The organism is Paraglaciecola sp. QJM3NY_14 (genome assembly GCF_056173245.1).
Map to the genome: position 1 here is coordinate 1,492,114 of NZ_CM149664.1, position 12,824 is coordinate 1,504,937.

Annotated in this window: 15 protein-coding genes; 7 read left to right on the forward strand and 8 right to left on the reverse strand. The window is 45.7% G+C overall.

The features are described 5' to 3' along the window. The first annotated feature begins 167 nt into the window (after positions 1-167). The 5 genes from ribH (at position 168) to AC0VYA_RS06340 (ending at position 3,183) form a co-directional block, all read left to right on the forward strand. Positions 168-644: a 6,7-dimethyl-8-ribityllumazine synthase gene (ribH, locus tag AC0VYA_RS06320; RefSeq protein WP_006992174.1), complete on the forward strand. Its 477-nt coding sequence runs from the start codon at positions 168-170 to the stop codon at positions 642-644. After that, positions 645-1,067, forward strand: coding sequence for a transcription antitermination factor NusB (gene nusB, locus AC0VYA_RS06325; RefSeq protein ID WP_011574163.1), 423 nt, complete (start codon positions 645-647; stop codon positions 1,065-1,067). It abuts the gene before it with no gap. A gap of 71 nt (positions 1,068-1,138) precedes the next feature. Continuing rightward, positions 1,139-2,149, forward strand: coding sequence for a thiamine-phosphate kinase (gene thiL, locus AC0VYA_RS06330; protein ID WP_475490430.1), 1,011 nt, complete (start codon positions 1,139-1,141; stop codon positions 2,147-2,149). Continuing rightward, positions 2,149-2,637 carry a phosphatidylglycerophosphatase A family protein gene (locus AC0VYA_RS06335; RefSeq protein ID WP_475490431.1) on the forward strand — a complete coding sequence of 163 codons (489 nt, stop codon included), beginning with the start codon at positions 2,149-2,151 and terminating at the stop codon, positions 2,635-2,637. Before thiL ends, AC0VYA_RS06335 begins: the two co-directional genes overlap by 1 nt. A 102-nt stretch (positions 2,638-2,739) precedes the next feature. Next, positions 2,740-3,183: a YaiI/YqxD family protein gene (locus tag AC0VYA_RS06340; RefSeq protein WP_006992178.1), complete on the forward strand. Its 444-nt coding sequence runs from the start codon at positions 2,740-2,742 to the stop codon at positions 3,181-3,183. Positions 3,184-3,267: 84 nt separating this feature from the next. Here AC0VYA_RS06340 and dxs read toward each other — a convergent pair whose 3' ends face one another. Genes dxs through xseB form a run of 3 tightly spaced genes read right to left on the reverse strand, consistent with a single transcriptional unit; the run spans position 3,268 to position 6,320 of the window. Next, positions 3,268-5,133 carry a 1-deoxy-D-xylulose-5-phosphate synthase gene (gene dxs / locus AC0VYA_RS06345; RefSeq protein ID WP_475490432.1) on the reverse strand — a complete coding sequence of 622 codons (1,866 nt, stop codon included), beginning with the start codon at positions 5,131-5,133 and terminating at the stop codon, positions 3,268-3,270. 45 nt (positions 5,134-5,178) lie between these two features. Continuing rightward, positions 5,179-6,069, reverse strand: a complete 891-nt coding sequence (gene ispA / locus AC0VYA_RS06350; RefSeq protein WP_475490433.1) for a (2E,6E)-farnesyl diphosphate synthase — start codon at positions 6,067-6,069, stop codon at positions 5,179-5,181. Next, positions 6,069-6,320 carry an exodeoxyribonuclease VII small subunit gene (gene xseB / locus AC0VYA_RS06355; protein WP_475490434.1) on the reverse strand — a complete coding sequence of 84 codons (252 nt, stop codon included), beginning with the start codon at positions 6,318-6,320 and terminating at the stop codon, positions 6,069-6,071. Before xseB ends, ispA begins: the two co-directional genes overlap by 1 nt. 337 nt (positions 6,321-6,657) lie before the next feature. On the opposite strand from xseB, the gene pomA reads away from it, so the two are divergent. Together pomA and AC0VYA_RS06365 are read left to right on the forward strand one after the other, a co-directional pair. Continuing rightward, positions 6,658-7,422 carry a flagellar motor protein PomA gene (gene pomA / locus AC0VYA_RS06360; protein ID WP_006992184.1) on the forward strand — a complete coding sequence of 255 codons (765 nt, stop codon included), beginning with the start codon at positions 6,658-6,660 and terminating at the stop codon, positions 7,420-7,422. A gap of 3 nt (positions 7,423-7,425) precedes the next feature. Then, positions 7,426-8,343, forward strand: a complete 918-nt coding sequence (locus AC0VYA_RS06365) for a flagellar motor protein MotB (protein ID WP_011574170.1) — start codon at positions 7,426-7,428, stop codon at positions 8,341-8,343. A gap of 120 nt (positions 8,344-8,463) precedes the next feature. On the opposite strand, the gene AC0VYA_RS06370 is transcribed toward AC0VYA_RS06365, so the two are convergent. Genes AC0VYA_RS06370 through AC0VYA_RS06390 form a run of 5 tightly spaced genes read right to left on the reverse strand, consistent with a single transcriptional unit; the run spans position 8,464 to position 12,812 of the window. Continuing rightward, positions 8,464-9,021, reverse strand: a complete 558-nt coding sequence (locus AC0VYA_RS06370) for a DUF3833 domain-containing protein (RefSeq protein WP_475490435.1) — start codon at positions 9,019-9,021, stop codon at positions 8,464-8,466. Between the two features lie 8 nt (positions 9,022-9,029). Beyond that, positions 9,030-9,554 carry a chalcone isomerase family protein gene (locus AC0VYA_RS06375; RefSeq protein ID WP_475490436.1) on the reverse strand — a complete coding sequence of 175 codons (525 nt, stop codon included), beginning with the start codon at positions 9,552-9,554 and terminating at the stop codon, positions 9,030-9,032. Between the two features lie 3 nt (positions 9,555-9,557). Further along, the gene (locus AC0VYA_RS06380; RefSeq protein ID WP_473479276.1) at positions 9,558-10,811 is read right to left on the reverse strand and encodes a class I SAM-dependent methyltransferase; all 1,254 of its coding nucleotides are present in this window, start codon (positions 10,809-10,811) and stop codon (positions 9,558-9,560) included. A 1-nt stretch (position 10,812) separates the two neighbouring features. After that, complete coding sequence (locus tag AC0VYA_RS06385; RefSeq protein ID WP_475490437.1) at positions 10,813-11,541, reverse strand: DUF1365 domain-containing protein; 729 nt, start codon at positions 11,539-11,541, stop codon at positions 10,813-10,815. Then, the gene (locus AC0VYA_RS06390) at positions 11,541-12,812 is read right to left on the reverse strand and encodes an NAD(P)/FAD-dependent oxidoreductase (RefSeq protein ID WP_475490438.1); all 1,272 of its coding nucleotides are present in this window, start codon (positions 12,810-12,812) and stop codon (positions 11,541-11,543) included. The genes AC0VYA_RS06385 and AC0VYA_RS06390 overlap by 1 nt, the downstream gene beginning before the upstream one ends. Positions 12,813-12,824 lie beyond the last annotated feature (12 nt).

Genomic DNA, 12,824 nt, shown 5'->3' on the forward strand with positions numbered 1-12,824 from the left:
TGATTGCTATCCGCTTAAACGCCTCCTCGACGTTTGATTTCCCCTTGAGCAGCAAAATACTTTGCCATCGGTAATGACTATTTTATAAACAGCGCATTAAGCTGTTTGGGATCATATGGTGCTGTGCTATCATACGCGCCATTTTTTACAGATAAGGCTTATTAGGCATGAATATCATTGAAGGTAATATTCGCGCAACAGGCAAAAAATTTGCGTTGGTTGTGTCACGTTTCAACAGTTTCGTTGTTGAGAGTTTGGTTGAAGGCGCATTAGATACACTTGAGCGTCACGGTGAAGTAAACAGCCAAGATATCACTTTGGTTCGCGTACCTGGTGCATACGAGTTGCCTATCGCGGCTAAAAAACTAGCGGAAAAAGGAACCTTTGATGGGATCATCGCTTTAGGCGCTGTTATCCGTGGCGGTACACCACACTTCGAATTTGTTGCTGGTGAATGCAACAAAGGTTTAGCTCAGGTGTCACTTGAATTCGGTATTCCGGTTTCTTTTGGCGTTATCACCACTGACAGTATCGAGCAGGCAATTGAGCGCTCTGGTACTAAAGCAGGTAACAAAGGCGCTGAAGCAGCATTAGGTGCACTTGAAATGGTTAACGTTATGGCCAATATCGAAGGGGCAGAGTAGGTGAAACCAGCAGCCCGTCGTAAAGCTAGAGAATTAGCGGTTCAAGCCGTTTACTCTTGGCAGATGTCAAAAAATCCACTTGACCAGATAGAACTGAGTATCGTCACGAGCAATAACATGCAAGACGTCGATACCGAGTACTTTCTAGAGTTGTTGCGCGCCGTTGTGCGTAGAACGGCCGAGCTGGATGCGAAAATCAAACCTTATTTGGGGCGTTTACCGGAAGAGCTTGATCCCGTTGAAAACGCTATTTTACGACTGGCTACTTACGAACTTGTTGAGCGTATTGATGTCCCTTATAAAGTGGTCATTAATGAGGCCATTGAGCTTGCTAAGTCGTTTGGTGCTGAAGAGAGCCACAAGTTTGTGAATGGGGTGCTTGATAAAGCCATAAAAACCCTTCGTAAACACGAGTTGTCATAAAAGATCGTTATATTTTAGGGAGTTACACAGGCCATGTATTCCCTTTAATCTTAGAGTTTTAAAATAAAAATGTGAAAGAATTTTCTTTGATCGATACCTATTTTCGCGATGTAAGCTTTCAGCGCAAGGATGTACTGTTAGGCATAGGCGATGATTGCGCTATTACCCAAATTCCTGCCGGTCAAGCCCTTGCCACCACGACTGATACCTTAGTGAGTGGTGTGCATTTTTTGCCTGACGCCGACCCTAAAGCCATTGCCCAAAAAGCTATTGCGGTAAATTTGAGTGATTTGGCAGCCATGGGCGCTGAGCCAGCTTGGTTGAGTCTATCTTTGTCTTTACCTAACGTTGATGAGCAGTGGCTTAAGGCGTTCTCTGAAGGCTTTAGAGAACTCACTGAGTACTACTCCGTTCAGCTTATTGGCGGCGATACGGTGCAAGGTCCACTGGCGATCACCATTACCGCGCAAGGGTTTGTTGCCGCTGATCAAGCTTTGAAGCGCTCTGGTGCCAAACCCGGTGATTTCGTTTATGTGACGGGCTCATTAGGGGATGCTGGCTTAGGGCTAGATATTCTGCTTAATCGTGCTGAGGTTAAAAGTACCGAGCACAGTGAGTACTTGCTGAAACGTTTACATTACCCAACACCAAGAGTATTTGCAGGCACCAGTTTACGCCGTGTGGCGAGTGCCTGTATCGACATCTCTGATGGTTTATTAGCGGACATTAAGCATATATTAAAGGCATCCCAATGTGGGGCGTGCTTGCAACTCGATAAACTGCCGTTATCCAAAGCGATGCTCGAGTCCGCAGATCGAGATGCCGCATTTCATTACGCTTTGAGTTCTGGTGATGACTACGAGCTTCTGTTTACTGTGAGTGAAGAGCAAAAAAACAATGTAGAGCGTGTGTTAGCTTGCAGTAATGTGCCAGCAACCTGCATCGGCCAAATTAACGGTGCGGTTGGCAAGATTGATTTGAAATTCAATGATGAAAGTTATGCATACAGCCAAACGGGGTTTGAGCATTTCAATTCAGCTGAATTAACGAAAGAACAATCTAACCACGCGAAGCGAGCATAATGGATAGACATATTCGTAAGCGCGTTTCACTAGCCAACCCCATTCACTTTCTAGCCTTGGGGTTTGGCAGCGGTTTGGCGCCAAAAGCGCCTGGCACATTCGGTACGGTTGCGGCTGTTCCATTGGTGTGTTTGCTTGCTTATAGCACTACGCTAACAGGCTATTTGCTGGTGACTTTGATAGCCTCAGTCATCGGTATTTGGTTATGTGGTAAAACAGCCAAAGACATGATGGTGCATGATGATTCATCCATAGTATGGGATGAAATTGCAGGCTTGCTTATCACTATGATTGCGGTACCGCTAAGTTGGCAAACATTGTTGCTCGGTTTTGTTCTGTTTCGTATTTTTGATATTTTGAAGCCTTGGCCGATCAGTTATTTAGATGCGCGGGTACATGGCGGGTTCGGCATTATGATTGACGATATTTTAGCAGGTTTTTTCGCCCTCATTCTGATGCACATCACGCTGTATTTTGGCTGGCTGTAGCCGCTTCTAAACGATACAGTTATGCGCGCTAACGCTTCATACTCTTTATTTTTTATTCTGTTTTGTTGATTCTTTGTTGTTTGTTAATCGAAAAGGTACTCCATGAAAATCTGGGTTGATGCGGACGCATGTCCCGTTCTTGTGAAACAAATCTTGTTCAAAGCGGCGCAGCGCACTCAGGTTGAAATGACCTTGGTGGCAAACCAACACATTCCTGTACCGCCTGATAAAAACATTACCAGTATTCAGGTACAAAGTGGCTTTGACGTGGCTGATGATTATATTGTTGAGCAATGCGTAGCGAACGACTTGGTGATCACCGCCGACATACCGCTTGCCGCCGAGGTCATTGCTAAGGGCGCTCATGCGCTCAACCCACGTGGTGAGCTTTACACCAAAGAAAGTATCGGTAGCATATTGAACATTCGTGACTTCATGGACACCATGCGTAGCAGCGGCGTTCAAACAGGTGGTCCTGGCGCTTATGGCAACAAAGAGAAACAAGCGTTTGCTAATAATCTAGATAGGTTACTGGCTCAGCGATAGGTTTGTGGGTGGCTAATACCAAGGCCGCTTTTAGCTTTACTGAGTAGCAATAAAGCGGCTTAATAGATTGGGAATAGAGGGCTTTTACTGGGCCAAGAAAGTGTGTGCTTTAGCGATTATACCCGCGTCATCCATTCCAATTTCAGCATACATCTCAGTTTGGGTGCCCTGCATTATAAACTCATCAGGCAAACCGATTTGCAGTAAGCGACTGGTGTGCACTGTGCTCAGTAGGTATTCAGCCACCGCGCCGCCAGCACCACCTGTGGTAGCGCCATCTTCAAGGGTAATAAGCAGTTCATGATCTTTGGCTACATTGGCCACCGCTTCAGTATCCAAGGGCTTGACGAAGCGCATATCAAGCACAGTGGCATTGAGTACTTCAGCGGCTTTTTCTGCATAAGGCAGTAATACGCCAAAATTCAATATAGCGACTTTTTCGCCTTGGCGTATGGTTCTGCTTTTACCGATTTCCAATGCTTGCATGGTGTTATCGGGCTTAACACCTGTGCCTGAACCTCTTGGGTATCTGACTGCAGCCGGTTTGTTCAGCTTGTGTCCTGTGTATAGCATTTGGCGACATTCATTTTCATCCGCAGGTACCATGATAACCATGTTCGGAATACAGCGTAAAAATGGGATATCGAATGCGCCTTGGTGCGTTGGCCCGTCAGCACCGACTAAACCTGCGCGGTCAATAGCGAACAACACGGGTAAGTTTTGCAAAGCCACATCGTGGATCAGCTGATCGTAGGCGCGCTGCAAAAACGTTGAGTAAATAGCCACTACGGCATTTTGGCCTTCTTTGGCAAGGCCCGCAGCGAATGTCACTGCGTGTTGCTCGGCAATGGCGACGTCAAAATATTGTGCTGGGAATTTTTGTGAAAACTCGACCATACCTGAGCCTTCGCGCATGGCAGGGGTAACAGCCATTAAATTAGGATCTTGTTGTGCCATGTCACACAACCAACGGCCAAAAATGTTTGAAAACGTTGGATCGCTCGGCGCAGCCTTAGGCAAACCATCAGCAGATGGGTTGAATTTAGGCACGGCATGAAATTTAATCGGGTCTTTCTCGGCTAGCTCATAGCCTTTACCTTTTTTGGTGACCACGTGAAGAATTTGCGCCCCTTTGATGTTGCGCATGTTTTTCAATGTGTCGACCACACCGTTTACATCGTGACCATCAATCGGCCCAATGTAATTAAACCCTAATTCTTCGAAGATGGTGCCTGGTACTACCATGCCTTTGATATGTTCTTCGGCTCGGCTGGCGAACTCTTTGATAGGCGGAACGCTGCTGAGGAGTTTCTTGCCGCCGTCACGAATAGAGTTAAAGAAGTTACCTGTAAGTAAACGGGCTAGGTGACTGTTTAATGCCCCCACATTCTCTGAAATTGACATCTCGTTATCATTTAAAATAACCAGCATGTCTTTATCGATGTCACCGCCATGATTTAGCGCTTCAAATGCCATACCTGCGGTCATTGCGCCATCACCGATAACGGCAACGACCTTTCTACCCAATGCTTCTTTTTCTGCAGCAACGGCCATACCTACTGCAGCGCTGATGGAGGTAGATGAGTGACCTACGGCAAAGGTATCGTACTCACTTTCGTTCGGCCAAGGGAAAGGGTGCAAACCGTTCTTTTGGCGAATGGTAGGCATACGATCACGACGGCCTGTCAAAATCTTATGGGGATAAGCTTGATGGCCCACATCCCAGATAAGGCGGTCGAACGGGGTGTTATAAACATAATGCAGGGCGACGGTTAATTCGACTGTGCCCAACCCAGAGGCAAAATGACCACTACTTTGGCTTACGCTGGTTAACAAATATTGACGTAATTCTTTGGCGACTTGCTTTAGTTTATCTTGAGGAAGCTCTCGCAATTGCTCGGGCGTGTCCGCTAAAGCCAGAAGCGGGTAGTGGGCTAAATCCAGGGTCATGAGGTACGTTTCTACTATTATTATTGGATGATGTATCGTTCGTAATCAATGATTACGATGAATGACGAAATCGGTAAATGATTTCAACACCTGTGTATTGTAAGGTAAAGCGTCCAAAGCTTGAAGCGCTTCTTGATGAAGTTGAGCGAGATAGCCCTGAGCACCTTCTAAACCAAGCAGTGCAGGATAGGTACTTTTATTCTGCTCTTGGTCTGAACCTTGGGGTTTACCTAAGGTTTGTGAATCACCGACCACATCCAAAATATCGTCCTGCACCTGAAACGCCAAACCAATGGTGGACGCATATTGCTGCAATAGCGATTTGCTTTCATCGCTAACTGACGGGCACAACACGGATGCCATTTTTACCGCTGCAGTGATAAGCGCCCCGGTTTTTTTGCTATGCAGCAACTCCAGTTGTGTTTGAGTGATCAGCTTATTGGTGGACGCTAAATCAATTCCTTGTCCGCCACACATGCCGTCGTAACCAGATGCTTGACCTAAAATACGCACCAATTCGATACGTTGTGCATTGGCAAAATCTGATAATGGGTAATTGACGATGATCTCAAAGGCCAAAGTTTGCAGGGCATCGCCGGCTAAAATAGCGTTGGCTTCATCAAACTGAATGTGACACGTGGGGTGCCCGCGGCGTAAATCGTCGTCGTCCATCGCAGGCAAATCATCGTGTACCAAGGAATAAGCATGGATGCATTCTAATGCGAGGGCGGGTGCATCAAGATCAGACTGTTCAATCCCTAAAGCTTCGCCGACAGCATACACTAAAAAAGGTCGCATGCGTTTTCCGCCCATTAGCAAGGCGTACTGCATGGCATTTTTTAACGTTGGGGCATGGTCACCAAGGTTGCCAATCTGCGCTTGTAGTAAGGCGTCAACGTGTTGATGCACACGCTTCTGTTGAGTCTCAAATGTCATTAGTCTTGGGTATTGTTGGGGGCGAAGTCAGCCAGTGGAGCTTGCTCGTCTTGACCCATTAAGATCTGAACTTTCTGTTCGGCTTGTTTAAGTTTGTTTTGACTATGGCGGGCTAATTGAATGCCTCGCTCAAAGCGCCCTAAAGCGTCTTCTAAACTTAGCTCACCTTCTTCCATTTGATTGACTATGCTATCGAGCTCTTGCATTGATTCTTCAAAGCTTAAGTTTTCGGTTTTTTTGCGACTGGTCATAGGTTTTGCTTCTTTTATATCTTGCTCTTTTGCGAGTTGAGCGCACCTTACCTGAGGGGTAAATAGTGGTCAAACCTTTTTCATGGCGCATAGGGCCAACGTACAAAAGATTGTTCCGAGATAGAATCATTATCTTACGACGAATGCGTTAATTTGGATTTCTTTAGGCAGGTTTATAGCTAAGTACTATAGATTATTTTAACTTTGTCGATAAAATGATTAACCAAGTCAACAACCTAAATGCACCTCCTGCGAATTTTCGCTTTTTAAAGCAGGCGTTTTTAGAGCTGGGCCATTTGATATTTCGCGTAACACACTTTTTTGATGGGAGTACAATGTGGATTTAGCAACCCTTATAGGCATGATTGGCGCAATCGGCTTCGTGATCATGGCCATGGTGCTGGGCGGTGATTTGGGGATGTTCTTTAACGTTCCATCCATTTTGATTGTGGTCTGCGGTAGTCTTTTTGTCGTTTTATCTCAATTCACCCTTGGGCAATTCTTTGGTGCGGGTAAAGTGGCCGGTAAAGCCTTTATGTTCAAAATCGAATCGCCTGAGTCTCAGATTGAAAAAATCGTTGAAATGGCGGATGCCGCGCGTAAAGGCGGATTTTTAGCGCTAGAAGAAGCACAAATAGAAAACGAATTTATGCAAAAAGGCGTTGATATGCTGGTTGACGGTCACGACGTCGACGTTGTGCGCGCGACTATGGCCAAAGACATATCTATGACCACAGAGCGGCATGAATTCGGTGCTACTATCTTTAAAGGGATGGGGGATGTTGCTCCCGCCATGGGGATGATTGGTACGCTGATTGGTTTGGTTGCCATGCTGTCAAACATGGATGATCCTAAGTCCATTGGACCAGCAATGGCGGTTGCGCTATTAACAACGCTTTATGGCGCGGTGTTAGCGAACGTTGTGTGTTTGCCTATTGCTGAGAAGCTAGGTAACAGAGCAGTGGAAGAGAAACTAAACCAGAGCTTAATCCTCGATGGCATAATTGGCATAGCCGACGGCCAGAACCCTCGTGTTATTGAAGGTATTTTGAAAAATTATCTTGCAGCCAGTAAGCGCGGTAGCGCGACAGAAGACGCATAACTGATGGAAGACGAATGCCCTAAATGCCCCCCCGCCGGATTACCCGCGTGGATGGGGACATTCGCGGATTTGATGTCACTGTTGATGTGCTTCTTCGTGTTATTGCTGTCGTTTTCAGAAATGGATGTACTGAAGTTCAAACAGATCGCGGGCTCGATGAAGTTTGCGTTTGGCGTTCAAAATAAAATTGAAGTCAAAGATATTCCCAAAGGCACCAGTGTTATCGCCATGGAATTCAGACCGGGTCGACCCGATCCTACCCCTATTGAAACCATTCAGCAGCAAACCATAGAAATGACTCAGCAAATGTTGGAGTTTCAAGCGGGTAATGAAGATTCCGCTGGTGGGCGTCAAAAACAACGCGGTGAACAAAAAGGCGGGGCTGCCCAGCAAACGGCGAGTGAACAATCCAGTGCCAAAACCACAGCGAGTCAAGAAGAAGCCAATAAGCAAATGAAGAAGGTGGCGCAGCAGCTTGAGAAGGAAATTCTTGATGGTGCCATCGAGATGGAGTCACTTGGGCAACAACTGATCATCCGTATTCGAGAGAACGGCTCTTTCTCAGCGGGCTCAGCTTTCTTGCAGCCGCAGTTTAAGCCTATCCTGCGCAAAATTGGAACCTTGTTGGCTGATATGCCTGGGGATATTGAGATATCCGGTCATAGTGACAGTTTGGTTATTTCTAACGAGCTGTATCGTTCTAACTGGGATTTATCAGCTCAGCGCGCAGTTGCGGTAGCTGAGGAGCTACGTAAAGCCCCAGGGTTTGATGAGGGGCGCATGGCGGTCATTGGTAAAGCGGACACCGCCCCATTGTTAGGTGAAGACGATGCTCAAGCAAGAAGCCGCAATCGCCGCGTGGAAATTGCGATTAAACAGGGTAAGGCGAAAGAATCAGAGCCTATCTCGGTCGTAGAATAAGCGGTATTGACCTAAGCGGAGGCAGTAGAGTAGGGCTAGCTTAGTCTATAAATTCAAATCTAAAAAGCGGCACTTCAAATTTGCGCCGCTTTTTTGTTTATTCTAATTCTCGGTATTAATTTACATTTGTGATTCACAAGAGGGAATACGTGCGCTCTTGTCAAAGAAGATAGAGAATTCTGCCACGGTCACGCCAAACTTTTTCATATACGAACGATTCATCACGCGCTGGTCGTCGAGAGCGTACATCCAATCATCAATGGCAAAATCATACTCGGTGCCATCAATGGGCACGGTCAAAGTGTACTGCCAATTAAACGCGCTACCTTGGGATGAGCCAGACGCCTGACCCACAACGTCACCGGCAGTGCCCGTCACTGTTTGGTCTTGCGCGACATTTACCTTCCAAATACGGGTCTGGCGGGTACCGTCGTTAAAGAAAAATGACTCGTGAAGTTGCCCTTTGTTACCTTGCCAAGTGGCGACGATGTCAACGCAGAATCTGCGAGTTAGCTTTCCTGAATAGTCTTGCACAATTCCCCAAGCTGTTATTTCACCATCAAAATAGTTTTTGAGTGAAAATGTGGGCCTAGTGTCACGATAATCATCGATAGAGGCACTGCAGCCTGCAAGCAGAGCTACTACGGCGGTTAATGCCAATGTTTTTAATATCGTCATATACGTTCCTATTGTGACTGGCCTATTAATTTATTACGCAGTTTCGGGTAACTGGCTTTTTTATCTAGCCAGATGCGCAAAAAATTGACGCCAAAGGTGCGATCATCAATACGCCCAATTTCTTCTTGGTTAAAATAGAAGACGCCACCATCAGTGTGGTTTAAGACAAACAACAGCTCATCGTTTTCCTGAATATCAGGCCATATTGCCGTAAGTTGTGTAAGCCATGGCTGGTAGATTGCTTCGCCTAACCCTAGCTTGTTCCATTCATCGGCAGTGGCTTCTACCAGTTCATCTGCCTCAATATCCCGCAAATACTGAATATTTAGGGCGAGAGGACTCTGACTTTCTTGCGTCAGGTCATCACTGGTAAACGTGCCGTCATCACTGTAGAGCGTTGATTGGTATATATCCCAAAATACGACCGACAACTTAGCGCTGCCTACAGGTTTGAGTGCATCGATGGGCGACGCACTTAAGCTCAAAGGCAACAGCAACGCGCTTATAAGTGTATATGTGAGCAACTTTTTCATCGTTTATCGACTAAGTTGTGCATTGTAAGCGGGCTTGCTCAGCACTAGCTGCACCGTACTAATGGTGCGCTCAAGAAAACCGCCTTCGCAATAACTAAAGTAATAGCGCCACATGTTGCCAAAGCGTTCGTCGTAGCCGTCTTTTGCTAGCGCTTCGATATTATCGTTAAACGCTTGATGCCAATGTTGTAAGGTTCTCGCGTAGTCCAGACCGATGTCATGCAGATCGCGGATCATCATATCGGTATGTTTTTTCAGATGTTGATTGATTAAAAGCTGTGAGGGTAAAAAACCGCCGGGGAAAATATGCTTTTGAATAAAATCAACACTCTTAGCGTAACTGTTCAAGCGTTGGTCACTGATGGTGATCGCTTGCAACAGCATAATGCCGTCTTTTTTGAGCAAGTTTGAGCACTGCTGAAAGAAAGTGGGTAAGTACTCTTTGCCTACTGCTTCAATCATTTCAATGGAGACCAGTTTGTCGTATTGGCCTTCAAGCAAGCGATAGTCTTTTTTCAGCAATGTAATATGCTGCTCTAGATTTTCCCGAGCCACCCATTGTTCGGCAAACTGATATTGCTCCTCTGAAATAGTGGTCGTGGTCACTTTGCAACCGTAGTGTTTGGCTGCATACACAGCTAGACCACCCCAGCCGGTACCAATTTCAAGAAGGTGATCGTCTTCGGTCAGCTGTAACTTTTCACAAATTGTTTTTAGTTTATGTTGTTGCGCCTGATGTAAGTCAGCATCTTGATGAGGATAGATTGCCGAGGAGTACATCATGGTTTGATCTAAGAAGCGTGTATAAAGCTTGTTGCCTAGATCGTAATGGTCAGCGATGTTTTTCTTCGCCTGGCTGGTGGAATTGCGCCTTGCAAGGTGGCTTAACTTTCTAAGGGGAAGGGCAAGCCATTCCATTTTACCTTCCCAGCGGTCAAGCATAGGCAGGTTTCGGGCAAATATGCGAATAACGTTGGTCAAATTGGGAGTCGTCCACATACCATCCGTGTAGGTTTCCCCTGAAGCAACGCTGCCACCAAAAAGCAAATGGCGATAAGCGCGTAAATCGATAAAGTTTATCTCAGCGTGCAAGTCAGAACCCTTTTCACCGAATACATCGACGAGCACACCATTTTCTTTTATCACCATTTCGCCTTCCGGCAGGCTAGCAAATATTTTCAACATGATTTGGCGGCTAATTTTGTCTTGCCAAGAGAGAGAATCCACCGCTTGGAGTGTCTGTTCGCTGTTAACCATATTACTTCTTACCTTGTGTTGCGTGAGCGTAAAACGGCACACGTTTTATAAATAGTTTTAGTGCCTGCCAATAAATACCAACGACGGTTCTTATGGCCATATGGGGTATTGATACTAATACGCGGAAGAGGGATTTTGAGTTCAATTCAATCCGCGTTAAATTTAACCCCGTGTCTAAATGAGTAATATCTTTCACGCATTTCAAGGTCAAGTTAAGTTTTTGATTTGGTTGCATAACCGACCATCGATATTGCATGTCCAATGGGTTAAAAGGGGAAACGTGAAACGCTTTTTGTGAATTTCTCTGGTCGTGTAAATCCACCAAATAATGATGCCGCTCATTCCAAGGGGTATTGCTGACTTCAGCTAACATATGGCTATATGTGCCGTCAGGTTGACGTAAGTAGTAAAAATTAACTGGGCTGAAATACAATCCAAACGTGCGCACTTGACCAAGAAAATAGACGTCGCCTTGCAGCGGTTTTTCGGCTAATTCAGACATGCGTTCCAGCACACTGTCTTGTAATGTGGTGTTGTTGTCGCCTAAGTAATCTTCTCGTTTAAAACGTTGCGGCGCCCAGCGAGAGGCGGAAAAAAAACGCACGTCCTTTTCGACTTTTTCTATCTCATCGAGCTTTAACCACATAAGAAAAATATCGTAATTAAAGGCATGCTTTTTGGGATAATGCCGGGCATGAAACACCCGGCCCTTGTAAATAGCGCTTTGCATTACAGACTTTCACCAAAGTGCTGGCATACGTCTAACGCACTCAGCACGCCATCTTCATGAAAGCCGTTGTACCAGTAGGCGCCACAGAAGTGTAGGCCGTCAACACCTGTTATTTCTTTGCGTCTGGATTGAGCAGCTATTGCTGCATTATCGAATTGGGGGTGAGCGTATTGGTACACGCCTAGTATTTTGTCATCTGCGATTGAGTCTCGGTCGTTCAACGTCACACAAAATGTTGTATCAGTACGCAAACATTGCAGTATATTCATATTGTAGGTCAGCACGGCGGGGGATTGATGAGCGTGTTTTTCATCGGCAATGGCGTAATTCCAACTGGCCCATGCCAGTTTACGTTTGGGCAAAACGCTTTCATCAGTATGCAATATGACCTCATTGGGAATGTACTTTATGGCGCCTAAAATGCTCTTCACCGAAGCATGCTGCACAATACTGGTATTGTCTAATAGGCGAAGCGCCTGATCACTGTGGCAAGCAAAAATAACATCATCAAAGTATTCACTGCCTTTAGAGCTGGTCAGCTCATAGCCTTGTGCTGTTTTGGTCACAGAGGTGACGGGAGTATTCAATATTATTTTATTTGTGAAGCCTCTGGTCAGGGGACCAATATACTCCCTTGAACCGCCGATTAACGTGCGCCATTGAGGGCGATCCGTCACATTCAATAGGCCATGATTACTGAAAAATCGTAGAAAAAACTTGAATGGAAATGCTTTTATATCTTCGACACTAGTGGACCAAATCGCAGCGCACATGGGCAGTATGTAATTATAAATAAACGCGTCGCTAAAATGCTGTTCCGTCAAAAAACCAAACAAGCTCTGGTCAGCGGAGATGCCATCCAAATCTTGTGCTTTACATAATTTATTAAAGCGCAAAATATCGCGTACTATACGCCAAAAAAAGGGGCGGAAAATGTTACGTCGTTGGGCAAACAAGCTGTTGATGGTATTGCCGTTATACTCAAGATTCTGCGCTGGATTTTTGACACTGAAACTCATCTCGGTGGGTTGGCTTTTCACGTTGAGTGAATCCATCAACTTGATGAAATTCGGATAGGTCCAATCGTTATATACAATAAAGCCGGTATCGATAGCATATTCTCGGCCATTAACGGTGACATCCTTAGTGGCCGTGTGTCCGCCAATATAATCGTTGGCTTCAAACACGGTGATATCGTGATTATTATTTAATAAGTAGCCGCAGGTCAAACCTGAAATACCGCTGCCGATAATGGCAATTCGTTTAGACATCTTGGTTCGTTT

Coding starts and splice junctions, on each gene's coding strand:
- ribH (WP_006992174.1), top strand. CDS start 168: ATGAATATCATTGAAGGTAATATTCGCGCAACAGGCAAAAAATTTGCG.
- AC0VYA_RS06335 (WP_475490431.1), top strand. CDS start 2,149: ATGGATAGACATATTCGTAAGCGCGTTTCACTAGCCAACCCCATTCAC.
- AC0VYA_RS06340 (WP_006992178.1), top strand. CDS start 2,740: ATGAAAATCTGGGTTGATGCGGACGCATGTCCCGTTCTTGTGAAACAA.
- dxs (WP_475490432.1), bottom strand. CDS start 5,133: ATGACCCTGGATTTAGCCCACTACCCGCTTCTGGCTTTAGCGGACACG.
- ispA (WP_475490433.1), bottom strand. CDS start 6,069: ATGACATTTGAGACTCAACAGAAGCGTGTGCATCAACACGTTGACGCC.
- xseB (WP_475490434.1), bottom strand. CDS start 6,320: ATGACCAGTCGCAAAAAAACCGAAAACTTAAGCTTTGAAGAATCAATG.
- AC0VYA_RS06365 (WP_011574170.1), top strand. CDS start 7,426: ATGGAAGACGAATGCCCTAAATGCCCCCCCGCCGGATTACCCGCGTGG.
- AC0VYA_RS06370 (WP_475490435.1), bottom strand. CDS start 9,021: ATGACGATATTAAAAACATTGGCATTAACCGCCGTAGTAGCTCTGCTT.
- AC0VYA_RS06375 (WP_475490436.1), bottom strand. CDS start 9,554: ATGAAAAAGTTGCTCACATATACACTTATAAGCGCGTTGCTGTTGCCT.
- AC0VYA_RS06380 (WP_473479276.1), bottom strand. CDS start 10,811: ATGGTTAACAGCGAACAGACACTCCAAGCGGTGGATTCTCTCTCTTGG.
- AC0VYA_RS06385 (WP_475490437.1), bottom strand. CDS start 11,541: ATGCAAAGCGCTATTTACAAGGGCCGGGTGTTTCATGCCCGGCATTAT.
- AC0VYA_RS06390 (WP_475490438.1), bottom strand. CDS start 12,812: ATGTCTAAACGAATTGCCATTATCGGCAGCGGTATTTCAGGTTTGACC.